Origin of the sequence: Vallicoccus soli, from assembly GCF_003594885.1 — a bacterium.
In the GTDB taxonomy this organism is placed as follows: domain Bacteria; phylum Actinomycetota; class Actinomycetes; order Motilibacterales; family Motilibacteraceae; genus Vallicoccus; species Vallicoccus soli.
On the sequence record NZ_QZEZ01000007.1, the window covers coordinates 42,544 to 69,118 of the forward strand.

At 78.0% G+C, this 26,575-nt stretch carries 25 protein-coding genes and 1 pseudogene; 15 read left to right on the forward strand and 11 right to left on the reverse strand.

Annotated features, from left to right (window positions below; genetic code table 11):
* Window positions 1–29 precede the first annotated feature (29 nt).
* On the reverse strand, window positions 30–863 hold the full coding sequence (locus D5H78_RS14325; protein ID WP_119951351.1) for a class I SAM-dependent methyltransferase: 834 nt from the start codon (window positions 861–863) through the stop codon (window positions 30–32).
* Between the two features lie 251 nt (window positions 864–1,114).
* Here D5H78_RS14325 and D5H78_RS14330 point away from each other — a divergent pair, with 251 nt between their 5' ends.
* From D5H78_RS14330 to D5H78_RS14340, 3 genes are all read left to right on the forward strand, one after another.
* Window positions 1,115–2,518 (forward strand): MFS transporter, encoded by a 1,404-nt coding sequence (locus D5H78_RS14330; RefSeq protein WP_218566633.1) that lies wholly within the window; start codon window positions 1,115–1,117, stop codon window positions 2,516–2,518.
* A 93-nt stretch (window positions 2,519–2,611) separates the two neighbouring features.
* Window positions 2,612–3,490, forward strand: coding sequence for a dioxygenase family protein (locus D5H78_RS14335; protein ID WP_119951188.1), 879 nt, complete (start codon window positions 2,612–2,614; stop codon window positions 3,488–3,490).
* A gap of 168 nt (window positions 3,491–3,658) precedes the next feature.
* Window positions 3,659–4,324, forward strand: coding sequence for a dihydrofolate reductase family protein (locus tag D5H78_RS14340; RefSeq protein ID WP_119951189.1), 666 nt, complete (start codon window positions 3,659–3,661; stop codon window positions 4,322–4,324).
* On the opposite strand, the gene D5H78_RS14345 is transcribed toward D5H78_RS14340, so the two are convergent.
* A complete protein-coding gene (locus D5H78_RS14345; protein WP_119951190.1) occupies window positions 4,315–4,947 on the reverse strand; it encodes an MSMEG_1061 family FMN-dependent PPOX-type flavoprotein in 633 nt (210 codons plus the stop codon). The genes D5H78_RS14340 and D5H78_RS14345 overlap by 10 nt on opposite strands.
* A 75-nt stretch (window positions 4,948–5,022) precedes the next feature.
* Between D5H78_RS14345 and D5H78_RS14350 the strand changes: the two genes are divergently transcribed.
* The 6 genes from D5H78_RS14350 (at window position 5,023) to D5H78_RS14380 (ending at window position 9,642) form a co-directional block, all read left to right on the forward strand.
* Window positions 5,023–5,937: a DMT family transporter gene (locus D5H78_RS14350; protein ID WP_218566635.1), complete on the forward strand. Its 915-nt coding sequence runs from the start codon at window positions 5,023–5,025 to the stop codon at window positions 5,935–5,937.
* 63 nt (window positions 5,938–6,000) lie between these two features.
* Window positions 6,001–6,366 carry a tRNA-dihydrouridine synthase gene (locus D5H78_RS14355; protein ID WP_119951191.1) on the forward strand — a complete coding sequence of 122 codons (366 nt, stop codon included), beginning with the start codon at window positions 6,001–6,003 and terminating at the stop codon, window positions 6,364–6,366.
* 7 nt (window positions 6,367–6,373) lie between these two features.
* Complete coding sequence (locus D5H78_RS14360) at window positions 6,374–7,570, forward strand: glutathionylspermidine synthase family protein (protein WP_119951192.1); 1,197 nt, start codon at window positions 6,374–6,376, stop codon at window positions 7,568–7,570.
* A 20-nt stretch (window positions 7,571–7,590) separates the two neighbouring features.
* Window positions 7,591–8,007, forward strand: a complete 417-nt coding sequence (locus D5H78_RS14365; RefSeq protein ID WP_119951193.1) for a DUF350 domain-containing protein — start codon at window positions 7,591–7,593, stop codon at window positions 8,005–8,007.
* Window positions 8,008–8,018: 11 nt separating this feature from the next.
* A complete protein-coding gene (locus tag D5H78_RS14370) occupies window positions 8,019–8,414 on the forward strand; it encodes a potassium channel family protein (protein ID WP_218566636.1) in 396 nt (131 codons plus the stop codon).
* 256 nt (window positions 8,415–8,670) lie between these two features.
* Window positions 8,671–9,642 carry a hypothetical protein gene (locus tag D5H78_RS14380; RefSeq protein ID WP_165865754.1) on the forward strand — a complete coding sequence of 324 codons (972 nt, stop codon included), beginning with the start codon at window positions 8,671–8,673 and terminating at the stop codon, window positions 9,640–9,642.
* A gap of 4 nt (window positions 9,643–9,646) precedes the next feature.
* On the opposite strand, the gene D5H78_RS14385 is transcribed toward D5H78_RS14380, so the two are convergent.
* From D5H78_RS14385 to D5H78_RS19420, 3 genes are all read right to left on the reverse strand, one after another.
* A complete protein-coding gene (locus D5H78_RS14385; protein WP_119951354.1) occupies window positions 9,647–11,143 on the reverse strand; it encodes an alanine/glycine:cation symporter family protein in 1,497 nt (498 codons plus the stop codon).
* Window positions 11,143–11,568 (reverse strand): universal stress protein, encoded by a 426-nt coding sequence (locus tag D5H78_RS14390; RefSeq protein ID WP_119951195.1) that lies wholly within the window; start codon window positions 11,566–11,568, stop codon window positions 11,143–11,145. The genes D5H78_RS14385 and D5H78_RS14390 overlap by 1 nt, the downstream gene beginning before the upstream one ends.
* Window positions 11,569–11,670: 102 nt before the next feature.
* A complete protein-coding gene (locus D5H78_RS19420; protein ID WP_165865755.1) occupies window positions 11,671–11,847 on the reverse strand; it encodes a hypothetical protein in 177 nt (58 codons plus the stop codon).
* Window positions 11,848–12,018: 171 nt separating this feature from the next.
* Between D5H78_RS19420 and D5H78_RS14395 the strand changes: the two are divergent.
* Window positions 12,019–12,492 (forward strand): annotated as a pseudogene (locus D5H78_RS14395) (RNA polymerase sigma factor); the annotation flags it as partial.
* A 173-nt stretch (window positions 12,493–12,665) separates the two neighbouring features.
* Window positions 12,666–13,535 carry a hypothetical protein gene (locus D5H78_RS14400; RefSeq protein WP_119951197.1) on the forward strand — a complete coding sequence of 290 codons (870 nt, stop codon included), beginning with the start codon at window positions 12,666–12,668 and terminating at the stop codon, window positions 13,533–13,535.
* Window positions 13,536–14,020: 485 nt separating this feature from the next.
* Here the strand turns inward: D5H78_RS14400 and D5H78_RS14405 are convergent, their stop codons facing one another.
* Window positions 14,021–14,941, reverse strand: coding sequence for an ATP-binding protein (locus D5H78_RS14405; RefSeq protein ID WP_119951198.1), 921 nt, complete (start codon window positions 14,939–14,941; stop codon window positions 14,021–14,023).
* A 195-nt stretch (window positions 14,942–15,136) separates the two neighbouring features.
* On the opposite strand from D5H78_RS14405, the gene D5H78_RS14410 reads away from it, so the two are divergent.
* Window positions 15,137–15,730, forward strand: a complete 594-nt coding sequence (locus D5H78_RS14410) for a malonic semialdehyde reductase (RefSeq protein ID WP_119951199.1) — start codon at window positions 15,137–15,139, stop codon at window positions 15,728–15,730.
* Between the two features lie 19 nt (window positions 15,731–15,749).
* Here the strand turns inward: D5H78_RS14410 and D5H78_RS14415 are convergent, their stop codons facing one another.
* From D5H78_RS14415 to D5H78_RS14425, 3 genes are read right to left on the reverse strand one after another with little or no spacing between them, the layout of a single operon-like run.
* On the reverse strand, window positions 15,750–19,541 hold the full coding sequence (locus D5H78_RS14415; RefSeq protein WP_218566638.1) for a SpoIIE family protein phosphatase: 3,792 nt from the start codon (window positions 19,539–19,541) through the stop codon (window positions 15,750–15,752).
* A gap of 43 nt (window positions 19,542–19,584) precedes the next feature.
* Window positions 19,585–20,172: a TetR/AcrR family transcriptional regulator gene (locus D5H78_RS14420; protein ID WP_119951200.1), complete on the reverse strand. Its 588-nt coding sequence runs from the start codon at window positions 20,170–20,172 to the stop codon at window positions 19,585–19,587.
* Window positions 20,172–20,975 (reverse strand): alpha/beta fold hydrolase, encoded by an 804-nt coding sequence (locus tag D5H78_RS14425; RefSeq protein ID WP_218566639.1) that lies wholly within the window; start codon window positions 20,973–20,975, stop codon window positions 20,172–20,174. Before D5H78_RS14425 ends, D5H78_RS14420 begins: the two co-directional genes overlap by 1 nt.
* 110 nt (window positions 20,976–21,085) lie before the next feature.
* Here D5H78_RS14425 and D5H78_RS14430 point away from each other — a divergent pair, with 110 nt between their 5' ends.
* The 3 genes from D5H78_RS14430 to D5H78_RS14440 all read left to right on the forward strand — a co-directional run bounded on the left by D5H78_RS14430 (window position 21,086) and on the right by D5H78_RS14440 (window position 23,926).
* Window positions 21,086–21,865: an HAD-IIA family hydrolase gene (locus D5H78_RS14430; protein ID WP_119951202.1), complete on the forward strand. Its 780-nt coding sequence runs from the start codon at window positions 21,086–21,088 to the stop codon at window positions 21,863–21,865.
* A 107-nt stretch (window positions 21,866–21,972) separates the two neighbouring features.
* Window positions 21,973–23,259, forward strand: coding sequence for a sensor histidine kinase (locus tag D5H78_RS14435; RefSeq protein WP_119951356.1), 1,287 nt, complete (start codon window positions 21,973–21,975; stop codon window positions 23,257–23,259).
* Between the two features lie 25 nt (window positions 23,260–23,284).
* The gene (locus D5H78_RS14440) at window positions 23,285–23,926 is read left to right on the forward strand and encodes a response regulator transcription factor (protein ID WP_119951203.1); all 642 of its coding nucleotides are present in this window, start codon (window positions 23,285–23,287) and stop codon (window positions 23,924–23,926) included.
* 3 nt (window positions 23,927–23,929) lie between these two features.
* On the opposite strand, the gene D5H78_RS14445 is transcribed toward D5H78_RS14440, so the two are convergent.
* Together D5H78_RS14445 and D5H78_RS14450 are read right to left on the reverse strand one after the other, a co-directional pair.
* On the reverse strand, window positions 23,930–24,661 hold the full coding sequence (locus tag D5H78_RS14445; RefSeq protein WP_119951204.1) for a GAF and ANTAR domain-containing protein: 732 nt from the start codon (window positions 24,659–24,661) through the stop codon (window positions 23,930–23,932).
* Between the two features lie 128 nt (window positions 24,662–24,789).
* Window positions 24,790–26,556, reverse strand: a complete 1,767-nt coding sequence (locus D5H78_RS14450) for a bifunctional metallophosphatase/5'-nucleotidase (protein ID WP_119951205.1) — start codon at window positions 26,554–26,556, stop codon at window positions 24,790–24,792.
* Window positions 26,557–26,575 lie beyond the last annotated feature (19 nt).

Sequence of the window (26,575 nt, forward strand, 5' to 3'; positions counted from 1 at the left end):
CGGACTCATCGCCCGGTCCGCGGTCGAGGTCACCCCGCCCGCACCCCGGCGGGGTCCGCCTCCTTGACCGCCTGGAGCGTGTACGTGTGGGGCAGCCGCCACGGCGCCTCGCGCAACCGCTTCTCGCCGCCCCCGACGTCCTCCATGAGCCCGGGCAGCGCGTCCCACGGGACGCTGTCGTGCTCCTGGAGCATCGTCAGCCGCAACCCCCGGGCGAGCAGGGCGGTGACGACCTCGCCGAGCCCGTGGTTCCACGTGGAACTGCGGGTGTGGGTGAAGCGCACGTCCGTCGCGACGTACGTGCCGTCCTCGTCCCACACGTCGGGCTCGACGCGCTCCACGTAGGGGTAGCGCAGCGCCAGCACCCCGTCGTCGCGCGCGTCGTCGAGCGCCCAGAGCACCGGGTGGGCCTCCCGCAGGAACAACCGGCCGCCCGGACGCAGCAGCCCGGCCACGACCCCGGCCCAGCGCTCGACGGACGGCAGCCAGCACAGGGCGCCGATCCCCGTGTAGACGAGGTCGAACGCCCCGGCGCCGAGCACCTCGACCGCGTCGTGCACGTCCGCGTGCACGTACTCCACGGCCGGGCCGGCGGCCGCGGCGAGGCGACGGGCCTGCTCCACGGACGCGGCCGAGAAGTCCAGACCGGTCATCGTCGCGCCGCGCCGGGCCAGCGAGAGGGTGTCCGTCCCGAGGTGGCACTGCAGGTGGACCCCGCGCAGTCCGCTCACGTCGCCGAGCCGCGGCAGGTCGAAGCGGACCACGTCGGAGAGGTGCTCCGGGTCGTCGACGAACCGCGCGAGGCCGTAGTCCGGGGACGCGGCGTGCGCCGGCGCCCGCTCGTCCCACAGGGCGCGGTTCATGGCCGACGCCTCGTCCCTGGCGGTGCCGCCGTCCCCGCTGCTGCCGCTCGTCGCCGTCACGCGCGCCAGCCTGCCAGCGCCGCCCCCCGCCCGTCCGCCGTGTCCGTCCCCACACCGCCGTGGTTCGCGTCGGGCGGGTCGCGCCGGGCAGCATGGAGGGACCGCACGGAGCCGTGTGACCGCACCACGCCCGCGTACCCGCACCGCCTCCCGTGACCCTCGCCGGGACCGGCGGCGCCCGGAGGACCCCCGTGACCCCTCGCCCGACCCTGCGCGCGCGCCGGCCCGCCGGCCTGCGCGTCCCGCGCCCGCTCGCACCGGCGGCCGCCGGTGCTCCCGCTTCCCCGCGCGCGCTGCGCGCCGCCACGACCGCCGTGTTCGCGCTCGACGGCGCGGTCTTCGGCAGCTGGGCCGCGCGGGTGCCCGACGTGGCCGCGCAGACCTCGGCCTCCCCGACCGCCCTGGGCGCTGCCCTGCTCTGCATCGGCCTCGGCGCGCTCGCGGCCATGCAGCTCACGGGTGCGCTGTGCGCGCGCCTGGGCGCCGGGCTCGTGAGCGCCGCCGCGGCGCTGGTGCTCTGCGCCGTGGCCGTGCTGCCGGGCCTCGCCGGGTCCGTGCCGCAGCTGTGCGCCGCCCTCGTGGTGTTCGGCGCCGCCAGCGGAGTGCTCAACGTCGCCATGAACAGCCTGGGCGTCCAGGTCGAGGCGCGGCGCGCCCGTCCCCTGCTGCCCTCGTTGCACGCGGCGTTCAGCCTCGGCGGCCTCGCCGGGGCCGTGCTCGGCGGCGCCGCCGGCCAGGTGCTGGGGGTCGCGCCCCACCTGCTGCTCGTCGCCGGCGTCGGCCTCGCCGTGGTCGCCGCGGCCGCACCCGTGCTGCTCCGCCTCGACGCCCGGCCGGGCGCCCTGCCGCGCGCTGGGGGGTCGGTGGGCGTGCGCGGGAGCCGCGCCGCCGCGCCCCTCGTCGCGCTCGGCGCCCTCGCGGGGTGCGCGGCGTACGGCGAGGGCGCGGTGACGGACTGGGCCGCGCTGCACCTGCGCGAGACGCTGCACGCCGGGCCGGCCGTGGCTGCGGGCGGCTACGCCGGCTTCTCGCTGGCCATGGCCGTCGCGCGCCTGGCCGGCGGCGGCCTGGTGCAGCGCCTCGGCGCCGCGCCGGTGGTCACGGGCGGCGCGGTCCTGGCGGCGGGCGGCGCCCTGCTGGCCGCCCTCGCGCCGAGCGCCCCGCTCGCCCTGGCGGGCTTCGTCGTGGTCGGCCTCGGCCTGGCCAACGCGTTCCCGCTGGCCGTGGCCCGCGCGGGGGCGCGCGGGGGCGCCCGCGGCGTCGCGCTGTCCACCACCGTGGGGTACGCCGGGATGCTCGGCGGGCCGCCGCTGCTGGGCTTCGCGGCCGAGCGGGCAGGGCTCCCGGCGGCCCTCGCGTCCGTGGCGCTCCTCGCCGCCGCCGCGGCGGCCCTCGGGCCGGCCGTGGCCCCCGCCCCGCGCGCGCTGCTGCGCCCGCTCCGCACCGCCGTCGCCGCGCGGGTGCCCCGCCCGTCCTGGGACCCCGCGCGCGGCTACGTCCTCGACCTGCCGCTGCTGCTCGACGGGCGCGCGAGCGCGGTGCCCGCCCGTGCTCCGCGGCCGGCCGCCGAGGGCCTCGGGCTCCTGCTGGCGTGAGCCCGGGCGGACGTTGACGCGTCAGCGTCTGCGGCGTACCGTCGGCGTTGCTTGAACCCTCAACGATCTGCCCGCGCCGCACCGGGAGCCGCCGTGACCGCCCCTGCCCCCGCCGCACCCGCCGCGGCGTACGACGCGCTCCTCCCCGCGCTGCGGGCCGCGAGCGCGGCCCAGCCCGCCTGGACGCCGGACGACGGCCCGCTCCCGCCGGTCTACCTCAGCCACGGCGCGCCCCCGCTGCTCGACGAGGCCGGCTGGATGCGCTCGCTCGCCGCCTGGGCCCGCTCGATGCCCAGGCCGCGCGCCGTCCTCGTGGTGAGCGCCCACTGGGAGTCGGCCCCGCTCGCGCTCTCCGCGCCCGCCGCGGGCACCCCGCTCGTCTACGACTTCGGCGGCTTCGCCCGCCGCTACTACGAGCTGGAGTACGCCACCCCGGACGCCTCCGCCCTGGCCGCGCGGGTCGCGGCGGCGATGCCCGACGCCGAGCCGGTGCACCAGCACGGCTCGCGCGGGCTGGACCACGGCGCGTGGGTGCCGCTCATGGTGATGTACCCGCTCGGCGACGTGCCGGTCCTGCAGCTGAGCATGCCGACGCACGACCCCGCGCGGCTGCTCGCGCTCGGCGCCCGGCTGCGGCCGCTGCGCGAGGAGGGCGTGCTCCTCGTCGGCTCGGGTTTCATGACGCACGGCCTGCCCTTCCTCGGGCGCGAGCAGTGGACCCGCGGCGCCGTGCCGACCTGGTCGGCGGAGTTCGACGCGTGGGCCGCAGAGGCGCTCGCGCGCGGCGACGTCGACGAGCTCGCCGCCTACGCCACCCGGGCGCCGGGGATGCCGTACGCCCACCCGACGGTCGAGCACCTCAGCCCGCTCTTCGTCGCGCTGGGCGCCGCCTCCCGCCCGGACGCACCGGCGACGACGACCGTCGACGGCTTCTGGATCGGCCTGGCGAAGCGGTCCGTCCAGCTGGTGTGAGGTCGTCGCCGGTCGGCCCCAGGGTCGAGCGCGCCGGCCGACCGGGTCCTCGCGCGCCGGACGGGGCCGTCCCGCACCGGTGAGAGCGGGGCGGCGCGGCGGTCCACCCCGTGACCGAGCCCGGCGCCGCCGCTGCCCGGCGGCGGCACCCGACCCCGAGGAGCACCCGTGCCCGAGCTGCGCGCGTACGCCCTGTCCCTCTCCCTCGACGGCTACCTCGCCGGCCCCGACCAGGGCCCGGACGCCCCGCTGGGTGTCGGCGGCGAGCGGCTGCACGCCTGGGTGACGGCGACCGGCGCGTGGCGCGACCGGCACGGGCTCCCCGAGCCCGGCGCGGCCGACCCGGTGGACGAGCGCTTCGCCGCGCGCGGTGGCGGCGACGAGGTCGGCGCCACGATCATGGGGCGGAACATGTTCGGCCCCGTCCGCGGCCCCTGGCGCGACGCCTCCTGGCGCGGCTGGTGGGGCGAGGAGGGCCCGTTCGGGCACCCGGTGCTCGTGCTCACCCACCACGCCCGCGAGGACCTCGTCCTCGGCGACGGCACTCGCTTCCGCTTCGTCACCGGCGGGCCGCGCGCGGCGCTCGACCTCGCGCGCGAGGCCGCGGGCGACCGGCACGTGCGCGTCGGCGGCGGCGCCGCGACCGTCCGGCAGTATCTCGCCGCCGGCCTGCTCGACGAGCTGCACCTGGCCGTCGTACCGGTGCTGCTCGGCGCCGGCGAGCGGCTCTTCGCCGACGACCTCGGCGCCGCCGCGAGCGGGTACGAGGTCGTGGAGCACGCGCCGTCCTCGACCGTCACCCACATGCGGCTGCGGCGGCGCGCTCAGCCGTAGATCCGGTCGCCGTACGACGGGCCGTAGTAGCGCTCGAGCTCCTCGAGGCTCTCCCCGGGCCGCTCGAGCGCCTGCGCGATGCGCGCGCGGGACGGCAGCGCCCCCGGGTCCCAGGTGGCGGGGTCCCACAGGGACGAGCGCAGGAAGGCCTTCGAGCAGTGGAAGAAGACCTCCTCCACCTCGAGCACGAGCGCGAGCGGCGGCCGGTGCCCCCGCACCACCATCGCGTCGAGGAACGGCGCCTCGCGCACCACGCGGGCGCGCCCCGCCACCCGCAGGGTGTCCCCGCGGCCGGGCACGAGCACGAGCAGCGCCGCCCGCGGGTTCTCCAGCACGTTGCGCAGGCTGTCCGCGCGACGGTTGCCGGGGCGCTCGGGCAGGGCCAGCGTGCGCTCGTCGAGCACGAGGACCGACCCCGGCGGGTCGCCCCGCGGCGAGACGTCGCAGCGCCCGGCGGCGTCCGCCGTGGCGAGCAGGAGGAACGGGCTGCGCCGCACCCACTCGGCCGCGTACGGGTGCAGGGTCGCCCGCGGCTTGTCGCGCGCGGCGGGCAGCGGCTCGCCGAGCAGGCGCGCCAGCTCCGCCCCGTCGGTGACCTCGGTCCAGGGCTGCACACCCCGCATCCTGCCGCGGCGCGCCGCTCGCGGGTACCGGACAGCGCGTCGAGACCTGTCGGTCCGCGGGCCTAGCGTCGGGCCGTGACGACGAGCGGGACCGCCCCTGCACCGCCGGCCACCGGCGCCCCCGACCTCCCCGCGCTGCTGGCGGCGGGCACCACGGTCGTGCTCTGGGCCTCGGCCTTCGTCGGCATCCGGCACGTGGGCACCGAGGTCGGGCCGGCAGCCCTGACCCTCGGGCGCCTCGCGGTGGCGGCCCTCGTCCTCGGCCTGGTCCTGCTGGCGCGCCCGCGGGCGGCCGGCCCGCGCCCGTCCCGGCGCGACCTGCCCCTGCTCCTGCTGTGCGGGCTGGCCTGGTTCGGGGCGTACAACGTGGCGCTGAACGCCGCCGAGCAGCGGCTCGACGCCGGCACCGCGGCGATGCTGGTCAACGTCGGCCCGCTGCTCATCGCCGCGCTGGCCGGGGTGGTGCTCGGCGAGGGCTTCCCCCGCCCCCTCGTCACCGGGCTGGGCGTGGCGTTCGCGGGCGTGCTGGTCATCGGCGCGGCGAGCTCCTCGGGCGGCGCGGAGGCGTGGGGCGTGGTCCTGTGCCTCGTCGCGGCCGTGGCGTACGCGGTGGGCGTCGTGGCGCAGAAGCCGCTGCTCGGCCGGCTCACCGGTCTGCGCGTCACGTTCCTCGCCTGCGCGGTCGGCGGGGCCGCGTGCCTGCCCGCCGCCCCGGCGCTGGCCGACGACCTCGCCGCGGCGAGCACCGGCACCGTGCTGTGGCTCGCCTACCTCGGCGTGTTCCCGACCGCGGTGGCCTTCACCACGTGGGCGTTCGCCCTGTCGCGCACGACCGCGGGCCGCATGGGCGCGACGACGTACCTCGTGCCGCCGCTGGCCGTGCTCATGGGCTGGGCGCTGCTCGGGGAGGTGCCGGCGGCCCTCGCCCTGGCCGGCGGGGCGCTCTGCCTGGCGGGAGTGGCGCTCGCCCGCCGACGGCCTGCGCCATGATGGGCGCGCACGCCGCAGCGCCCCCGCGCCGCGGCACCGACGGGGACGGAGCACCAGCGCGCGATGAGGACGAGGCGCTCGACGGCGGTCGGGCTGACCGTGACCGCGATGCTCGCGATGGGGCTGACCGCCTGCGGGCAGGACGAGGAGGTCGAGGCGGCCGCCGTGTGCACCGACGCCGAGACCGGTGAGCGGGTCGACGACGACCAGTGCGACGACGACAGCTTCCGGGGGGTCGGCGGCGGCGCCTTCCTCTGGTACTTCCTGCCGATCGGCGGGCGCGCGCCCGCCATCGGGTCCCGGGTCACCGGGGGGACGTACGACCGCCCGTCGGGCAGGTACGCCCTCGGCGGGGTCGACCGCGGCGGCCAGACGATCAGCCGCGGCGGCTTCGGCGGGTCGTCCCAGTCCGGGCGCATCGGCGGCTGACCGGCGCGTGTACCGGCACCTCTCCCGCCCGCGCGACGGCTGGCGGCGCACCGTCGAGTCCCAGGGGCTCGTCTGGCCCACGACCCGCACCCCCGACGGGCGCGAGGTCCCGTACTGGGACGAGTCGGCGTACTACGAGCTCTCCGAGGACGAGGTCGAGCACCTCGAGTCCGTCACCGAGGAGCTGCACCGCATGTGCGTCGAGGCGGCGCGGCACGTCCTGGCCGAGCCGGCGCGCCTCGACGCGTTCGGGCTGCCGCGCGCCGCCCGCGACTACCTGCGCAGCACCCTGCTCAGCGGGTCGCCGAGCCTCTACGGCCGCTTCGACCTGCGCTACGACGGGCTGGGCCCGGCCAAGCTGCTGGAGTACAACGCGGACACCCCGACCGGGCTCGTGGAGACCGCGGTCGTGCAGTGGCACTGGCTCGAGGAGGTCATGCCCTCCACGGACCAGTGGAACTCGGTGCACGAGCGGCTGGTGCGCGCCTGGCAGCGCACGGGCCGGCACGTCGTGCACTTCGCCCACTCCGCCGCGGACGAGGAGGGCGAGGAGTGGATGACGGTCGCGTACCTGCGCGACACCGCGATCGAGGCCGGCCTCACCACGTACGGCCTCCAGGTGGAGCAGATCGGCTGGGACGCCGCGGCCCGGGTCTTCGCCGGGCTCGACAACGAGCCCATCCACACCTGCTTCAAGCTCTACCCCTGGGAGGACATGCTCCGCGAGCCGTTCGGCCAGCACGTCCTGGACAACCCGGCGGCCGCGACGTGGATCGAGCCGGCGTGGAAGGCGGTGCTGTCCAACAAGGCGCTGCTCGCGGTGCTGTGGGAGCTCTACCCGGGCCACGAGAACCTCCTGCCGGCCTACCTCGACGGGCCGCGCGACCTCGTGGAGTGGGTCAAGAAGCCGCTGCACGGGCGCGAGGGCGACGGCATCGAGGTGCACACCCTCGCCGGCGACACCCGCCGCGCCTCCACCCGCTACGGGCCCGAGGGCCACTGCTGGCAGGAGTACGCCGAGCTGCCCCGCTTCGACGGGAACCACGTCGTCATCGGCTCGTGGGTGGTCGACGGCGAGGCCGCCGGCTGCCTCGTCCGCGAGTCCGACGAGCCCGTGACCGACTACTACGCCCGGGTGCTGCCGCACGTCATCGCCGCGCCCCGCCCCGACGAGGCCACGCAGCGCGCGTGGCTCGACGCCTGAGACCCCGGAGGTCACCACCCGTGCTCGAGAGCCTCGGCTACGGCGCCGCCTACACCCTCGTGGGCATCGCCCTGCTCGCGGTCGGCTTCGTCGTCCTCGACCTGCTGACCCCCGGCCACCTCGGCCGGCACATCTACGAGGACCGCTCGGTCAACGCGGGGATCGTCGCCTCGGGCGGGTTCCTGTCGCTGGGCGCGGTGCTCTTCACCGCGATCTGGACGAACGCCGACTCCGGCTTCGGCGAGGCGCTCGGCTACACCGTCGCGTTCGGCGCGCTCGGCATCGTGCTGCAGGCGGTCGCGTTCCTCGTCCTCGACGTGCTCACCCCGGGCAAGCTCGGCGAGCTCGTCACCGAGCGCCACTTCCACCCGGCCTCGCTCGTCACCGCCGCGTCGCAGCTCTCGGTCGCCGCGATCATCGCGGCGTCCATCGCGTAGGGCCCGTCGCGGTGCGCGAGCTGCTCGCCCGCATCGTCGGGCGTCCCCGCTACCTCGTCGGCGCGATGGTCGCCGACGTGCTGGTCTGCGGCTGGCTCTACGCCCTGCTCGAGGGCAAGGGCCCGGTCGAGGGCCCGTGGTGGGGGATCGTCACCGGCACCACCACCGGCTACGGCGACTTCTACCCCTCGACGACGGCCGGCCGCGGCGTCGCCGCGTTCCTCATGGTGTCCATGATCCTGCTGACCGCCTGCTTGACGGCGCAGCTCACCGCGCACCTCATCCCGGACCCCAACGTCTTCACCCACGAGGAGCAGGAGCAGATCAAGGCCCAGCTCGCGGCCGTCGAGGCCAAGCTCGACGCCCTGCTCCAGCAGCGCGAGGGGAGCGGTCCGCCGCCCGGCTGAGGACCGCCGCTCACGCTCCGTCCCCCCGTACCCCCGAGCGGGTCGTCCTGCTTCGTCCGGATCCGCACCGGCCCGTCCCCAGCGAGACTCCGAGGCGCAGGACATCGCCCACGCAGCCGCGCGGGTGCCGGTGGGGACGGGGGACGGACGGGTGCGCGCAGCGCGACGGGGTGCGAGCGGCAGGGGCGGTCCCGCGCGCGCGGGGCGGTCGGCGCGGGCGGGCGCTGCGGCGCTGCTGCTGGCCGCCCTCGCGGCGGTGCCCGCCGTCGCGGCCGGGGGGCTGGCGGGGGCCGGGCGCGCCGGGACGAGCGCCACGGCCGTGCCCGCGACGACGGCCGTGCCCGCGACGACGGCCGTGCCCGCGGCGACGGCCGCGGTGGGGGCGCCCGCGGCGCGCCCCGCCGCTGCCGCTGCCGGAGCCGCCGCCCGCGAGGCCGAGCGCGTCGCCCGGCAGGTCGCCGGGTCCGCGGCGGAGCAGCGCGCGGGACGGGTCGTGGAGCACGTGCGGTACCAGCGCCAGGTCGAGGACTGCATGCGGGCGGCGGGCCTGGACTACCCGCGCCTACCGCTCGTCGACGTCCCCGGCGGCACCGCGCTGCCGGGCGCCTGGACGGCACCGCTCGGGGCCGACCTCGGGGCTGGTGCGCAGGTGCGCGCGGTGGCGCGGCAGGACCCGGCCCCGTCCGCGCGGGCGGCGCAGCGCCTGGCCGCCGCCGAGCAGGGCCCCTGGTACGCGCGGCTGCGCGGCTGCGAGCCGGACCCGTCGACGTACCTCGACAGCCACGTGCCCGCCGGCGCCGTCCGCCTCGGCGCGCTGCTCGCCGCGGAGGTGGCGGCCGCCGAGCGCGCGGGCGTCACCGCCGCGGCGGCCGGCGGCTACCGCACCTGCCTGCAGCGGGCGGGCGTCCCCGCGACCTCGTACGAGGACCTGCGCCTGCGGGTCCTGGCCGCGTACCCCGGCCAGGACGCGGTGGCGGCGAGCCGCGGGGCCGGGGGGGCGTGGGACCGGGCGGCCGCGCTGGAGGCCCGGGCGGCGGCCGCCGACGGCACCTGTCGGGCCCCGCTGCGCACCGCGGCCCTGCGGGCCCTGCAGCCGCGGCTCGGCCCCTTCGCAGCGCACCACGCCGCGGAGCTCCGCCGGGTGCGCGCGGACTGGGCGGCGCTCGCGGCCGAGGCCCGCCGCTACGAGCGGCAGGGGCTGGTGCAGCCGGCCGCCCTGCGCTGGTAGCCGCTCAGGCGTCGACCCGCGCGACCTCGCCGGTGCGCAGGCCCTCCTCGTGCTCGCGCAGCTCGCGCCGCACGACCCCCATGAGCAGGTAGACGCCGATGAGGTTCGGGATCGACATCGCGAAGATCATGGAGTCGGAGAAGGCGATGATCGGGCCGAGCGAGGCCGCGGCGCCGATGACGACGAAGGCGAGGAACACCACCTTGTAGACGGTGTCCGCGACCCGGCTCTCGCCGCTGAGGTACGCCGTGGCCTTCGCGCCGTAGTAGCTCCAGGCGAGCTGGGTGGAGAACGCGAAGAGCACCACGGCGAGCGCGAGCACGTTGTCGAACCAGGGCAGCACCGTCTCGAACGCGGTCGAGGTCAGCTGCACCCCCTCCTCGCCCTGCTGCGTGTACGCGCCCGTGACGACGATCGTCAGCGCGGTCATGGTGCAGATGACGACGGTGTCGATGAACGGCTCGAGGAGGGCGACGTACCCCTCGGTGACGGGCCGGTCGGTCTTGACCGCCGAGTGGGCGATCGGGGCGGAGCCGAGCCCGGCCTCGTTGGAGAACGCGGCGCGCTGCACGCCGACGATGAGCACGCCGACGACTCCGCCGGCCACGGCCTCGGTGTCGAAGGCCCCCTCGACGATGAGGCGGGCCGCCTCCGGCAGCGCGGAGGCGTTGGCGAGCAGGACGACGACGCAGGCGGTCACGTAGAGGACCGCCATGAACGGCACGAGCTTGTCGGTGACGCTCGCGATGCGCCACATGCCGCCGATGATGACGACGCCGACGACCGCGGCGAGGAGGAGCCCGAACAGCACGCCCGCGGCGCCCCCGCCGAGCAGCCCGTCCTCGCCGCCCGTGACCGCGCGCATCTGGGCGAAGGCCTGGTTCGCCTGGAACGCGTTGCCGCCGCCGAGCGAGCCGAGGATGCAGAACACCGCGAAGACGGCGGCGAGCACCTTGCCGAGGCCCGCCATGCGCCGCTCGGCGAGGCCCCGGGACAGGTAGAACATCGGGCCGCCGGAGACCGTGCCGTCCGGGTTCACCCGGCGGTACTTCACCCCGAGCGTGCACTCGGTGAACTTCGTCGACATCGCGAGCAGGCCCGCCACGATCATCCACAAGGTCGCGCCGGGCCCGCCGAGGGTGATGGCGACGGCGACGCCGGCGATGTTGCCGAGGCCGACGGTGCCCGACACCGCGGTGGCGAGGGCCTGGAAGTGCGAGACCTCGCCGACCTCGTCGGGGCGGGTGTACTTGCCGCGCACCAGGTCGATGGCGTGCTTGAAGCCGCGCAGGTTGACGAAGCGGAAGGAGAGCGTGAAGACGACGGCGGCGAGCAGCAGCCAGGCCACGACGACCGGGAACGTGACGTCGCCCAGCGACACCTCGTAGAAGACGACGGACTCGATCCGGTCCGCGATGCCGGCGAAGTTGTCGTCGATGAAGGCGTCGAGGCCGCTGGGGGCCGGCGCGGAGGCCAGGGCGGGCAGGGCGTACGGGTCCATCACGGCACCACCGTCACGGGGACCTCGGCGATCTGGATGAGGTTGCTCGCCGTCGACCCGAAGAGCAGGGAGCGCACGCGGCTCTCGCCGGTGCGCCCGACGACCAGGTGCGTCGCGCCCGCCTCGCGGGCCAGCGCGCAGAGCGTCTCGGCCGGGTGGCCGTGCCGGACGACGGCCTCGGCCCGGACGCCCTCGCCGCGCAGCTGCTCGACGAGCGGGTCGACGAGGCGGTGGGCCATCTCGACCTCGTGCGCCTTGGTGAGGCTGCGCCGCTCGTTCTCCTCCGCGCTCTGCACGGTGAACGGCGACCAGGGGACGACGTGCGCCACCACCACCCGCCCGTCCCCGACGTCGCGCAGCCGCGTCGCGAAGCGGACGGCGCGCCGCCCCGCCTCGCTCGCGTCGACCCCGACCACGACCGCCACGGCGGGCTCCCTCCGGTGGGTAGCCCCCCACGATGGCGCAGCAGCGCCGTCCTGGGAACCCCCCGGTGAGCGGAGGGCGACGCTCCGGTGCCGCTCCTCCCCCTAGCGGGGGGTGCGGGGCGGGAGCGTGAGGAGCGCGTGGACGCCCGCGGCGACGAACCCCGGCAGGTCCCGGGGGTGCAGCCGCCGCAGCGGCGGGCGCCGCGCGGGGGTCGTGGCCGCCCGCCCGAGCGCCGCGAGCAGGGTCAGCAGGACGACGAGGTACGCCGTGAGCGCCATGCCCCCACCGTGGTGCAGCCACCTCCCGACGACGAGTGGCAGGACTGCCGTGGTGCGTCGAGTTCCTGCCACGGGTCGCGGCGCGGCGCGCCGGGTGCAACCGGCCGCGCGGGCGGGGCGTACGAAGGGCAGGAGGTGGCGCGCCGCGGCACCCGGCAGGGAGGGGGGTCCGTGGACGCCGCCGAGTTCGACGCGTTCTACGAGCGCTGGGTGCGCCCGCTGACCGGGCAGCTGTACGCGATGACGGGGGACCTCGCGGAGGCGCAGGACGTCGTGCAGGAGGCCTTCGCCAAGGCCTGGGAGCACCGCGCGCGGCTCGACGCCGAGGCGGCGCCGCAGGCGTGGGTGCGCACCGTGGCGTGGCGGCTCGCCGTCAGCCGGTGGCGGCGCACCCGCAACGCGCTCACCGCCTGGCACCGCAGGGCGGACGACCAGCCGGTGCCGCCGCCGTCCGAGGACCACGCGGCGCTCGCCGCCGCCCTGCGCCTGCTCCCCGCCGAGCAGCGCCGGGCGGTGGTCCTGCACCACCTGTGCGACCTCAGCGTCGAGCAGGTCGCCGCCGAGACCGGCGCGCCGACCGGGACGGTCAAGGCGCGGCTCTCGCGGGGCCGGGCGGCGCTCGCCGCGCACCTCGCGCAGGACGACGGGCTCGGCGACGACGACGCCCTGGGCGGCGGGCCCCGCGGCGCGGGAGCCGGGCGGGGGTACGGGCGCGCGCCGCAGCGCGCGCAGCGGCCGGGGGACCGGCTGCGCATCGACATCGACGGGGACGCGGTACGGACGGCGCAGGGCGCCGCCGCGGCAGGAGGGGCAGGACGATGAGCGAGCGGGACGAGCTGGGGCGGGGCCTGGACGACCTCGCGGGGGCGGGCGAGCGGGCGGCGCGCCCGCGCGCGGCGGCGGACGTGCGGCGCGCCGGTGACCGGCGCCGGCGGCAGCGGACGGCGTACGCGGGGGTGGCCGCCGCGGCGGTCGTCCTCGGCGGCGGCCTGGGCACCGGAGCGCTGCTCGCCGACCGCGGCGACGACCGCGGCACCGTCGTCGCCAGCGTGGCCGACCCCGGGGCGACGGCCGGCGCGACGCCGACCGCACGCCCGACGACCCCCACCACGCCGCTCGCCGTGCCGAGCGCGGAGCCGTCGGGGGAGCCGAGCGATGAGCCGTCGGGAGAGCCGTCGGGGGAGCCGAGCGGGGAGCCGTCGCAGGAGCCGGGCGGCGGAGAGCCGTCGGGCGCCGCGTCGCAGGAGCCCTCCGCGCCGGCCGAGCCCTCGGGCGGGCCGTCCGAGGAGCCGTCGGAGGAGCCGTCCCAGGAGCCGTCGGGGGAGCCGTCCGGAGAGCCCTCGCAGCCGGCCGAGCCGTCGCAGGGACCGTCGGTGCAGCTCCCGCCCGTTGCGGAGCTCGAGCACGGCGGCACGGCGTGGGCGGTGTACCTCGCGGTGACCTACGAGCCCGACGACGCGCGCCTCGAGCAGGCCCGCCGGGACGCGGCGGCCCTCGGCTACGAGGTCGGCGCGGGCGACGTGGACTGCGACCAGGGCGCCCGGGAGGCCCTCCGGCTCGACCCGGACCGGTACTACCGCGGTGCCGCCGTCTACTTCGGCTCCGCGCAGGACGCGCAGGCCTTCGTCGACGCCTTCGAGCCCGGCGTCGTGGGCACCGCCCGCGTCACGACCTACTGCCTCGACTGACGCCCTGCGCGCCGGGGCGCAGGGGCGGGTGCCGGCCGACCGGCCGTACCCGCCCCCCGCCGCGACCACGCGCGGAGGGCGCCGCGGGTCCCGCTCCCGCCGCGATGATGAGCGCGTGGTGAGCCGGGTCCCCTCCGGGGTCCCGCCCCCCTCCGCCGTGATCATGCGCAGAGGGCGAGGGCTGCGCTCGCCCACGGGTCCAGACCCGCGGTCGCCCGCGCCGTGCCGGCGTGGTCGTGGCGGTCTCCAGGGCTCCCGCCCGCCCTCCGCGCATGATCACCGCGGGCTCCCGGTGGGCGTCGTCAGGGCCCGCCGCGCCACCCCTGCATGATCACGGCGGGGCCTCCGGCGGGCGCGGCCCCGGTCACCGCCACCCCCGCAGGGTCGCGGCGGGCTCCCGCGGCGCCCCGGTCACCGCCATCCCCGCATGGTCGCGGCGGGGCTGGTGGGCGCCGCACCGCCATCCCCGCATGGTCGCGGCGGGGTCAGGGCTGGGCGGCGCGGAGCTGGCGGGCGATCTCGCGGAGGTACCAGCGGCGCAGGTCCGCGTGCTCGGCGAGGCCCTCGGCCTGCACGAGCAGGCCGCCCTCGGCGCTGAGGCCGGCGGCGGCCTCGACGGCGTCGAGGTAGCGCAGCGCGGCGTCGGCGGCGGAGGGGGGCAGGGTGAGCTCGAGGGTGGCGACGGCCTCGCCGTTCGCGCGGGCGCGCATCCCGAGCCCGCGCAGCTGCAGGCGGCCCTCGGCGAAGTCCTCGACGGCCTCGTCGAGGCGCCGGGCGACGAGCAGGGCGGCCGCCCCGGTGCCCTCGCCCTCGGCGGCGGGCCGGGCCCGCCCGGCGTCGAGCAGGACCAGCCGCAGCTCGCGGACGAGGTCCTCCATGTGGGACTTCGCGGCGAGCAGCGCGGCGACGGGCACGTCGCGCAGCACCACGCGCACCGGCAGCTCGGAGGTGTCGGGGCCGAGGTCGCCGTCGGCGCGCGACCACATCTCGACGAGGTCGTCGACGTCGAGCTCCTGCGGGGCGGGCGCGTCGCCGCCGAGCTCGAACCAGACCACCTTGCCGCCCTCGCGCGGCTCGACCCCCCAGCGGCGGGCGAGCGTCGCGACGAGCACGAGGCCCCGCCCGCTCATCGCGGTGGCCCGCAGCGCGCCGGGCAGCGGCAGCACCGGGCTCCCGTCCTGCACCTCGACGCGCACGCCGCCCTCCTGGGCGACCACCCGGACCTCGACCTCGGTGCGGGCGTGCAGCACCGCGTTGGCGACGAGCTCGGAGACGAGGAGGGCGGCGTCGTCGGCCAGGGCCGCGAAGCCGGCGCGCTCGACCTGCGCGGCGACGGCGCGGCGCGCGCGCGCGACGGCCGTGGGCTCCGGCGCGTAGCGCGCCGCGCACGGCGGCGGGATCGCCACCTCGGCTCCTCCTGCGTGCGACGGTCGTGGCCCCCGGGCGGCGCCGCACGCGCGTGCCCCCCGGGACGGCGGTGTCCTCGCCGCACACGCTACGCCCGCGGGTCGTGCCGGAGATCACGCGGGGGTCGGGAACCGGCTGCTCCGCCGCGTGGTTGTCGCGTCAACGAACCGCACGTCGACCTCCCGGAGCACCGCGTGACCCTCGCCCTGCACCCCGACGCCCAGGACCTGCTCTTCCGCACGGCCCGGACCGCCACCCGCTTCACGGACCAGCCGGTGGGCGAGGACGAGGTGCGGGCGGTCTACGACCTGGTCAAGCTCGGCCCGACGGCCATGAACGCGAACCCCCTGCGCGTGCTCCTCGTGCGCAGCCCGCAGGCGCGCGAGCGGCTCGCCGTGCACATGGCCGAGGGCAACCGCCGCAAGGTGCTCGACGCGCCGCTCGTCGCCGTGCTCGCCGCCGACGTCGACTTCCACGACGACCTGCCGCGGCTCTTCCCGCACGCCCCCGGGGCGCGGGACCGCTTCGCCGAGGACGAGCTGGCCCGCGAGGACGTCGCGGTCCGCAACGCGATGCTGCAGGCGGGCTACTTCATCGTGGGCGTGCGCGCGGCGGGGCTCGCCGCGGGCCCCATGACGGGCATGGACGCCGCGGGCGTGGAGAAGGAGCTGTTCCCCGACGGGCGCCACCGCGTCGTCCTCGTGGTCGCGCTCGGCCACCCCGCGCCCGGCGCCGGGCACCCGCGCGGGCCGCGCCCGGACTACGACGAGGTCGTCAGCACCGTCTGAGCGCGGGCCGGGCCACCGGTCACAGGCGGCGCTCGAGCTCGACCGTCGTGCCGGTGGGGCCGGCCGCGACCCGCACGTCGGCGAAGGCGGCCATGAGGGTGGAGCCACGCCCGCGGTCCATGGAGGCCCGCCGCTCGCGCCACCCGCCGGAGTCGCGCACCGCGACGCGCACGAGGCGCGGCGCGACGACGAGGTGCACCTCGACCTCGGGCCGCGCCGGGTCCTGCGCGTGCTCGACGGCGTTGTTCACCGCCTCCGACACCGCCACGAGCAGCTCGTACGCGACGTCGTCCGGGACGCCGGCCGCCGCCAGGTGCCGGCGCAGGTCGCGCCGGGCGCCGGCCGCGGCCGAGGTCGCCGACGGGTACGACAGCAGGACGTCCGCCGGCGCGACCGGCGGGGCGGCCGCGGGGAGGGGGGCCGCCGGCAGCCGGCGCACCACGAGCACCGCGACGTCATCGAGGTCCACCGCGCCCGTACGGCCCGCGTCGCCGGCGCCCGGGTGCCCGGCGAGCACCGCGTCGACGACGTCGGGGGCGGGCGCGCCGCGGGCCGCGCCGAGGCGGCGGAGCAGGCGCGGCATGCCCTGCTCGAGCTGGTCCCCGCGGTCCTCGACGAGCCCGTCGGTGCACAGGAGCAGCACCCCGCCGGGGGCGAGGTGGGCGCGGTGCACCGGGGGCGGGGCCCAGGCGGCGAGCGGCCCGGTGCCGAGCGGGGCGCCCGGCTCGCCGGACAGCCACCGCGCGCCGCCGGCGTCCTGCAGCACCGGCGGCAGGTGCCCGGCCGAGGCCCACTCGAGGGCCCCCGTCGACGGGTCGAGCCGCACCACGAGCGCCGTCGCGGTCGCCGGCGCGCCGTCCACGCCGCCCAGGCGGGCGACGAGCGGCTCGAGGCGCCCGAGCACGTCGGCCGGCCCCAGGCCCTCGCCCAGGTGGGCGCGCGCGCCCGCGCGCAGCTGCCCCATGGCGGTCGCGGCGCCGAGGCCGTGCCCCTCGACGTCGCCGACGCACACGGCGAGGCGGCCGTCGGGCAGGTCCACGGCGTCGTACCAGTCCCCGCCGACCTCGGCCTGGCCGGGCGCGGGCAGGTAGCGGGCGGCGAGCTCGAGCCCCGGCACGTCGGGCAGCCGGTCGGGCAGCAGGCTGCGCTGCAGCACCAGCGCGACCCGCTGCGTGCGCTCGAGCTGCCACCTGCCCTCGGCGACCGCGCCGAGCATGCGGGCGAGCGGCCGCAGCAGCTCGACGGGCGGTCGGGCGCTGCCCGGGGGCAGCCGCACGGCGACGCCGCCGAGCCGGCGCCCGTCGCGCCCCCGCACGTCCTCGGCGGCGACGGCCGCGGCGCCCGGCTCGACCGGCGCGGCGCCCTCGGGGTCGGTGAAGGACAGCCGCCCGCCGTCGTCGTCGACGAGCTCGCTGGTCGCGGCCGCGCCGCCCAGCAGGGCGCGCGCCTGGCGGGTCAGCCGCAGCACCGCGTCCTCCAGGGCCCGGCCCGAGGCGATGACCGCGGCGGTGTCGGCGGCGGTGGTGGCGAGCTCGTCGAGCTGGGCGCGGTGCGCCGTGCGCAGCCGGGCCAGCGCGACGGTGGTCCGCAGGCGCGCGACGAGGTCGCCGGCGGTGAAGGGCTTCACGACGTAGTCGTCGGCGCCGAGCTCGAACCCCTCGACGCTCGCCTCCTGCCCCGCCCGCGCGGAGAGCACGACGACGGGGAGCGCCGCGGTGCCCGGGGCGCGGCGCAGCGCGCGCAGCAGCTCGAAGCCGTCGACCCGCGGCATCATCACGTCGGTCAGCACCACGTCGGGCGCGCGGAGCCGCACGGCCGCGAGCGCGGCCTCGCCGTCCTCGACGGCCTCGACCGCCCAGCCCTGCGCGGTCAGCAGGCGCTCGAGGTACGCCCGCATGTCGGCGTTGTCGTCGACCACGAGCACCCGCACCGCGCCCAGCGGGTCGTCGGCCCGCGCCGCCGCACCGCCCGGCCCCGGAGGGGTCGCCGCACCGGTCGACGGGGCCGGGGCGGCGAGCCAGTGCTCCGCGGCGTCGGCCGCGTCCGCCGCGCGCCCGGTCGGCGCGGCGGTGGGGGCTGCGCCGGCCCCCGCCGCGGGCGCGTCCGCGGCGCCCGCCGGGTCGAGCGCCGCCCAGGGGAGGGTGACGACGAAGGTCGAGCCCTCGCCCGGCGCGCTGCGCACCGCCACCCCGCCCCCCTGCAGCAGCACGAGCTCGCGCACCAGCGCGAGCCCGATGCCGCTGCCCTCGTGGCTGCGCGAGCGGGCGCCGGCGACGCGGTGGAACCGCTCGAAGAGCCGCCCCTGCTCCTCGGGGGCGATGCCGATGCCGGTGTCGGCGACCTCGAGGACCACGCCGTCCAGGTCGTGCCGCAGCACCACCGCCAGCCCGCCGACGAACGTGTGCTTGAGCGCGTTGGACAGCAGGTTGGTGACGACGCGCTCCCACGCGGCGGGGTCGAGCGCGACGCGCCGCGGCAGCGGCGGGCAGTCCACCTGCAGCCGGAGCCCGGCGCGCTCGACGGCGGCGCGGAAGGCGCTGGCCAGGTCCGTGGTGAGCGCGGCGAGGTCGACGACCTCCCGGCGCCCGTGCGCGCGCCCGGCCTCGATGCTGCTGAAGGTCAGCAGGTCGTCGACGAGCCCGCGCAGGCGCAGGGCGTTGCGCCGCGCCGTCTCGACCCGCTCGCGCTGGGCCGGGCCGAGCGGCTCGTCGACGGCGTCGAGGGCGTCGGCGAGCGGGCCGAGCATGAGCGTGAGCGGGGTGCGGAACTCGTGGCTGACGCCGGTGAAGAAGGCGGTCTTCTCGCGGTCGAGCTCGGCGAGCGCCTCCGCCCGGGCCCGCTCCTCCTCGTGGGCGCGCGCGTTGCGCACCGCCACCGCGACCTGCTGGGCGAGCAGCTCGACGAACGAGCGGTACGGGTCGTCGAGCGCCCGCGCCGCGCTCACCCCGGTGACGAGCACGCCGACCGGGCGGCCCCGGTCGGCCGAGGCGAGCGGCAGCGCCAGGGCCTCGCGCACCGGCTCGTGCCACGGCCCGCTCGGCACCGCGACCCGCGCGGGCACGTCCGTGACGAGCGCCGGCCGTCCGGCCGCCGCCGCGCGCAGGCCCCAGGGGTCGGGGTCGCCGCCGACGTCCAGCACCGCCGGCAGGGCGTCGGCGACGGGGCCGACGAGCGCGACCCGGCGCAGGACCGCGCCCTCGCGCACGTAGGCCGCGGCGAACGGCACGTCGAGCGGGTGCCGGGCCAGGACGGCGGCGAGGTCGTCGCCGGTCGCCGCGACGGTCGTCGTCTCCCCGGCCCGCACGGCGAGCTCGCGCAGGAGCCGCAGCCGGCGCTCGCCGACGACCTGCTCGGTGACCTCGCTGCACACGGTGAGGACGCCGACGGTGCTGCCGTCGTCGTCGCGGACCGGGGCGTGCGAGACGCTGAAGTACGCCTCCTCGCGGTAGCCCGACCGCTCGAGGAGCAGCTGCAGGGCGGGCACCCACGACGCGACGCCGGTGGCGACGGCCTCGTCGATGAGGGGGCCGAGCACGTGCCAGCTCGAGGCGAGCGTCTCGCGCACGTCGCGGCCCATCGCGGACGGGTGCTGTTCGCCGATGAGCTGGGAGTACGCGTCGTTGTAGAGCTGGGTCAGCCCGTCGCCCCAGAGGACGAGCATGGGGTAGCGCGAGGACAGGACGGTGCGCACCGCCGCGCGCAGGCTCTGCGGCCAGCCCTCGACGGGCCCGACCGGCGTGGCCGCCCAGTCCACCCGGGCCATGAGGGCGCCGGCGGCCCCGCCGCCCGCGAAGAGCCCGTCCCCCGCCACCACGGTCCTCCTCGCGACGCCGCCCCGACGACCGGGACGGGCGTCATCGTGCCACCCGGCCCCCCGGCCCGCCCGGCGGGCGCAGCCCCCCGGCGAGCAGGTCGACGAGCCGCTCGAAGCTCTCGTCGCGGTCGAGCGGGAGGCCGTACCCCCCGGCGGCCTCGAGCGCGCAGAAGCCGTGCAGCGCGGCCCGCACGGCCCGGACGGCGTGGACGGCGTCGTCGCCCTCGAGGCCCCAGCCGCGCAGGACGGCGGTGAGCACGCCGACGAGGTCCGCGGCGGCGGCGGTGAGCTCCTCGTCGTCCGCGGCGGGGGCACGCTGCAGCGCCTCGTACGTCCCGGGGTGGTCACGCGCCCAGGCCCGGTACGCCCGCGCCACGGCGCGGAGCGCGTCGGGGCCGCTGCGCCCCACGGCCGCCTCGCGCAGGGCCGCGGCGAGCCCGCGCAGGCCGGCGAGCGCGACCCGCCGGCGCAGGTCGGGGAGGCCGTCGACGTGCTTGTAGAGCGAGGGGACCCGCACGCCGAGCTGCTCGGCGACCGTGGCGAGGGTGGTGGCGGCCCACCCGGCCGCGTCGGCCCGGGCCGCGGCCGCGGCCACGACCCGCTCGGGGGTCAGCCCCGCGCGCGGCATCAGGCGACCGCCGCGCGGCGGGCGAGCGCCAGCACGGCGGGCGTGACGACGTCGGGGCGCTCGAGGTGCGGGTAGTGCCCGGCGCCGTCGACGAGCAGCACGTCCGCCGGCCCGCCGAGCGCCGCGGCGGTGCGCCGCGCCTCCTCGGCGGGGTCGGCGAAGTCGGGGTCCTGGCATCCCACGACGACGAGGGCCGGCGCCCGCACGTCGCCGAGCACGGCCTCCGACGCCGCGTGGCCGGCCCGCGCCATCGCCGCGACGGCCGCCCAGCGCCCGGGCTCGCGCAGGTTCGCGGCCAGGGCGCGGCGGTGCTCGGCGAGGTCGTCGGGGCGGGTGCCGTAGAGCGAGGGGACGTACGCCGACCACAGCGGGCGGCCCAGCGGGGTGCGGGCCACGAGCCACGCCGCCGCGCGCTGGCCCCGGGTGCGCGGCACGTCGCGCACGAACGCGCCGCTGAGCACCAGCCCGGCGACGAGGTCCGGGCGCCGGGCCGCGGCGACGACCGCCGCGCCGCCGGAGTAGCTGCTGCCCACGAGGACGGCCGGGCCGCCGAGCTCCTCGACCAGGGCGAGGAGGTCGCCGGCGACCGCGGTGGTGCTGACGTCGTCCCAACCGGTGCTGGCGTCGCCGTGGCCGCGCAGGTCGAGCGCGGCGACGCGGTGCCCCGCGGCGCGCAGGGCGGGCGCGAGGCGCCGGTACGTGCCGCGCAGGTCGCCCATCCCGTGGGCGAGGACGACGAGCGGGCCGTCGCCGGCCACGTCGTACCCGAGCGTGCCGCCGGGCCGGTGCAGGGTGCCGAGCACGGGAACCTCCTGAGCCTGTGGGCTAAGTACATTAGCCAGCATGCACCCGCCCGTACCGTCCGTCAAGGCCGGCGACGCCCGCAGGGCCCGCCCGCCCCTAGGCTCGCGCCATGACCGAGCGCCGCGAGACGGAGTGCTGGCTCACCGACATGGACGGCGTGCTCGTCCACGAGGGGCAGGCCCTGCGCGGGGCCGCCGAGTTCCTGCAGCGCCTGGTCGACCGCGAGCGGCGCTTCCTCGTCCTCACCAACAACTCGATCTTCACCCCGCGCGACCTCAGCGCGCGGCTGGCCCGCAGCGGCCTGCTCGTGCCGGAGGAGGCCATCTGGACCTCCGCGCTGGCGACCGCCACCTTCCTCGCCGACCAGGCGCCCGGGGCGTCCTGCTACGTCATCGGCGAGGCCGGGCTCACCACCGCGCTGCACGAGGCCGGGTTCGTCATGACCGACACCGACCCGGACTACGTCGTCCTCGGGGAGACCCGCACCTACTCCTTCGAGGCCATCACCCGGGCCGTGCGGCTCGTCGGCGCCGGCGCCCGCTTCATCGCGACCAACCCCGACGCGACCGGGCCGTCCGCGGAGGGCCCGCTGCCCGCGACCGGCGCCATCGCCGCGATGATCACCCGCGCGACCGGGGCGGAGCCGTACTTCGTCGGCAAGCCCAACCCGATGATGTTCCGCAGCGCGATGAACCGGATCGACGCGCACTCGGAGACCACGACCATGGTCGGCGACCGGATGGACACCGACATCGTCGCCGGCATCGAGGCCGGCCTGCAGACCGTGCTCGTCCTCAGCGGGTCGACGCGCCGCGACCAGGTCGAGCGGTTCCCGTTCCGCCCGAGCATGCTCCTGGAGTCGATCGCCGATCTCGTCGAGCACGTCTGAGCGCCCGTCGTCGGGGCTGACCGGGGTGCGGGGGTGGGGCTAGCCTCACCCCCGGGACGCCCGCCCGCCGGATGGGCGGGCCCGCCCGCGCGGAGGACGGTGACGGCATGACCTCGACGACCCTCCCGCGCGGCGACCTGCGCAGCCCCGCCCCCGGTGCCGGACCGGAGCGCTCCTGGTGGTGGGACAGCGCCTACCTCCTGGCCGCCTTCCCGCTCGCCGTCACCTCCTTCTCCGTGCTCGTCACCGGCGTGGCCGCCTCGGCCGGCCTCCTCGTCACCCTCCTCGGCGTGCCGCTCGGCGTGCTCACCCTGCTGGCGGCGCGCTGGTTCGCGGTCGCCCAGCGGTGGGGCCTGCGGGCGGCGGGGCACGACGCGCCCGAGCCCCCGTACGCCCCCCTGCGCCTCGGCACCCTGCGCGGCTGGGTCGAGCCGCTGCGCGAGGGGCAGCTGTGGCGCGACCTGCTGCACGGCCTGGTGTCGTCCCCGCTCGCCACGGTCACCTGGAGCGTGCTCGTGACGTGGTGGGCCGGGGCGCTGGGCGGGCTGACGTACCCGCTGTGGGTCTGGGCCGTGCCCCAGGACGGCGAGACGCTCTTCGAGCTGCTCGGCCTGCCGACGGCGCTGGAGCAGGTCGCGTACGTGCTGCTCGGCGCCCTGTTCGCCGTCAGCCTGCCGGTGGTCTCCCGCGGGCTCGCGACGGCGCACGCCGCCCTCGGGCGGACGCTGCTCACGGGGCAGGGCGCGGCCGAGCTGCAGCGCCGGCTGCGCCAGGTGTCCGCGAGCCGCGACTCGGCCGTGCAGGCCGAGGCCTCGGCCATGCGCCGGCTCGAGCGCGACCTGCACGACGGGCCGCAGCAGCGCCTCGTGCGGCTCACCATGGACCTCAGCGCCGCCCAGCGCCGGCTCGAGAGCGACCCGGAGACCGCCAAGCCGCTCGTCGCCGAGGCGCTCGCCCAGACCCGCGAGGCGCTCGGCGAGCTGCGGGCGCTCTCGCGCGGCATCGCCCCGCCGATCCTCACCGACCGCGGGCTCCCGGCGGCGCTCGCCGCCGTGGCCTCGCGCTGCACCGTGCCGGTCGACCTCGACGTGCGCCTCGCCGAGGGCGAGCGCCTGCCCGCGCACGTGGAGAGCGGCGCGTACTTCGTCGTGACCGAGGCGCTCACCAACGTCGCCAAGCACAGCGGCGCGACGGCGGCCCGGGTGCGGGTCGACCGCTCCGGCGGCTGGCTGCGCATCGTCGTCGAGGACGACGGGCACGGCGGCGCGCACGCGGCGAAGGGGCACGGGCTGGCCGGGCTCGTCGAGCGCACCGCGGCGCTCGAGGGCGGGCTCGACGTCGACAGCCCGCCCGGCGGGCCCACCGTCCTGCGCGCGGTGCTGCCGTGCGGGTGAGGGCGCTGCCGCGGGGGCCGCGGGCGTGAGGGTGGTGCTGGCCGAGGACTCGGTGCTGCTGCGCGAGGGCCTGGTGCGCCTCCTCGAGGAGGCCGGCTGCGCCGTCGTCGCGGCCGTGGGCGACGGCCCCTCCCTCGTCCGGGCGGTGCGCGAGCACCGCCCGGACGTCGCCGTCGTCGACGTGCGCATGCCGCCGACGCACACCGACGAGGGCCTGCGCGCCGCGCTCGAGGCGCGCGCCGCGGTGCCCGGCACGGGGGTGCTGGTGCTGTCGCAGTACGTCGAGGAGGCGTACGCCCGCGACCTGCTCGGCGACCGCGCGGGCGGCGTCGGCTACCTGCTCAAGGACCGGGTCAGCGCCCTCGACGAGCTCGCGGACGCCGTGGAGCGGGTCGCCGCCGGGGGCACCGTGCTCGACCCCGACGTCGTGGCCCAGCTCTTCGCCCGCTCGCGCCGCGACCCGCTGGAGGCGCTCTCGCCGCGGGAGCGGGAGGTGCTCGGGCTCATGGCCGAGGGCCGCACGAACCGGGCCGTCGCCCGGCACCTCGGGGTGAGCGACGGCGCGGTCGAGAAGCACGTCTCGTCGATCTTCACCAAGCTCGACCTGCTGCCGAGCGACGACGACCACCGCCGGGTGCTCGCCGTGCTGCTGTGGCTGGCCGGCTGAGCCTCAGCGCGAGGGCGGCGACGGGCCGTCGGGCTGCCCCGTGGTGCCGCCGACACCCTCCACGACCTGCTGCGCGAGGTCCCGGAGCTTGACGTTGCGGCCCTGGGAGGCGCGTCGCAGGATGCCGAAGGCCTCCTCGGCGCCGCACCGGTTCTGGGCCATGATCACGCCCTTGGCCTGCTCGATCACCGCCCGGCTGGCCATCGCGGCCTGCATGTCGGAGGCGAGCTTGGCGATGTCGGTGTAGGCCACCGCGTTGGCCACCGCCACGGCGAGGTGCGCCGCGAGCTCGCGGGCCACCTCCTCGCTGCGCTCGGTGAACGCCGCCGGCCGCCGGCTGTAGCAGTTGAGCGCCCCCACGACCTCGCACTGCAGCGGCAGCGGCACCGACATCGAGCTCAGGACGCCGGCCTCGACGGCGCGGGGGGCGTAGTCCGGCCAGCGGGTCTCGGTGCGCATGTCCGGCACGTGCAGCACCGTGCCGGAGGTGCCGGCGTCGATGCAGGGGCCGTAGCCCGCGCCGTACTGCAGCTCGTCGGCCGCGAGCGCCATCTCGCCCGCGTGGGCCGCGGTCCACGGCCGGTCCTGCCGCACGAGCGTCAGGGACACCTCGTCGGCGCCCTCCACCACCTCGTTCGCGATCCGCACGATCCGCTGCAGCACCTCGTCGAGGGACGCGCCGCCGAGCTCGACGGCGAGGAGCGACGTGAGGACGTCGGGGGGCAGCAGGCTCACCCCGGGGAGCCTAGCCGCCGCCGGCCCCCGCGCCCCCCGGGCGCGGACGGGCCCCCGCCGCGGGGAGCGGCGGGGGCCCGGTGGCCCTGCTGCGTGCTGCTGGTGCTGCTGTGCTGCTGCCGTGCTGCTCAGCCCGCGGGGCGCACCCGGTCGGTCGCCGGGGCGGTGACGCCGGGGTTGGCCGCGAGGTAGTCGGTGAACGCGTCGAGGTCGACGGCGCCGTACACCCGGTCCTCGCCCTCGGTGAGGGTCGTGAAGCCGTCCCCGCCGTCGGCGAGGAAGTTGTTGACCGTCACCCGGTACGAGGCGGCCGGGTCCACCGGCTCGCCGGCGATGCGGACGTCGCTCACGGTGCCGTCCGCCGCGAGGGCGTAGGTGAGGGTGGAGGAGGGCTGCAGCAGCCGGCCGGTCTCCTCCTGCTGCTCGAGCACGGCGACGAGCTCCTCGCCCGTCATCGTCTGGGTGACGAGGACGTTGCCGAACGGCTGGACCGTGAAGGCCTCGCGGTAGGTGACGACGCCCGGCGCCTCGCCGTCCGCGGACTCGGCCGCGACGAGGTCGGCGCGCACGCCGCCCGGGTTCATGAGCGCGACCTGCGCGCCCTCGTCCTGCGTGGCCGCGAGCTGCGCGTCGGCGATGAGGTCGCCGAGCGGCGTCTCGCCCTCGGCGTCGGCGGCGCGGGTGATGTCGCCGCCGATGGTGCCGACCTCGCGCCCGGCGATCGGGGCGATGGCCTCGGCGTACTTGGCGATGAGGCGGGTGGTGGCGCGGTCCGGGCGGACGTCGCGCGTGACCGGGTGGTTCAGCGCCTCGGTGAGCGGGCGCACGACGTCGTTCGCGCGGCGGTCGATCGTCAGGTCGATCTCGGAGACGATGCGCCCGTTCGCGGCGCCCTGCACGACCGGGCGGCTGCGCCCGTCCGGGCCCTGCACGACGCAGTTGTACTGCTGGTGCGAGTGGCCGGTGAAGACCGCGTCCACCTCCGCCGCGGCGAGGCGGGCGATGGTGCCCGCGGCGCCCGGCAGGGTCGAGCAGGTGTTGAGGGCCACGCCCGTGCTGTCGCCCTGGTGGAGCAGGAGCACCTGCGCCTCGACCCCGCGGCGCGCGAGCTCCTTCGAGGCCTTGGCGATGGCCGCGACCTCGTCGGTGAACTGCAGCCCGGCGATCGCGGACGCCGAGACGATGGTCGGCGTCTCCTTGAGCGGCACCCCGATGAAGCCGACCTTGACGCCCTTCGGGAAGCGCTTGACCGCGGAGGCCGGCATGACCAGCCGCCCGGTGTCCTCGTCGACGACGTTCGCCGAGAGGTAGGTGAAGTCGGCGCCGGCGAAGCCGTCGCCGCCGAAGCAGCCCTCGGTCGGGTGGCAGCCGCCGTCCTGGATGCGGCGCAGCTCCGCGAGGCCCTCGTCGTACTCGTGGTTGCCCGTCGAGGAGGCGAACAGGCCCAGGCCGTTGAGGAACTCGACGGTCGGCTCGTCCTTCGCCGCGGCGGAGAGGAACGGCGTGCCGCCGATGTTGTCGCCGGCGGAAACGAAGACCGAGTAGTCCTGGTCGCGGTCCCGCCGCAGCTGCTTGACGTGCGTCGCGAGGTACTCCGCGCCGCCGACCGGCTCGAGCGTCTGGGGGGTCTGCCCGTCGGGGCCGAGGACGGTCAGGCGCGAGCTCGACCCGGTGGGGGGCTCGAGCTGGCCGTGGAAGTCGTTGATCCCGAGGATCTGGACCGTCGCGTAGCGGTCGTACCCGGCGCCCTGCGCCCCGGCGGGCGCGCCGGACGGGGCGGCCGAGGCGGGGGCGGCGGCCAGCGGGGCGAGCAGGGCCGCGCCGGCCGCCAGGACGGCGGCCCGGCGGACGGCGCGGGCGGGACGCGCGGCGCGTCCCTGACGTGCGGAGGGCATGGTGCTCCCGTGGTCGAGG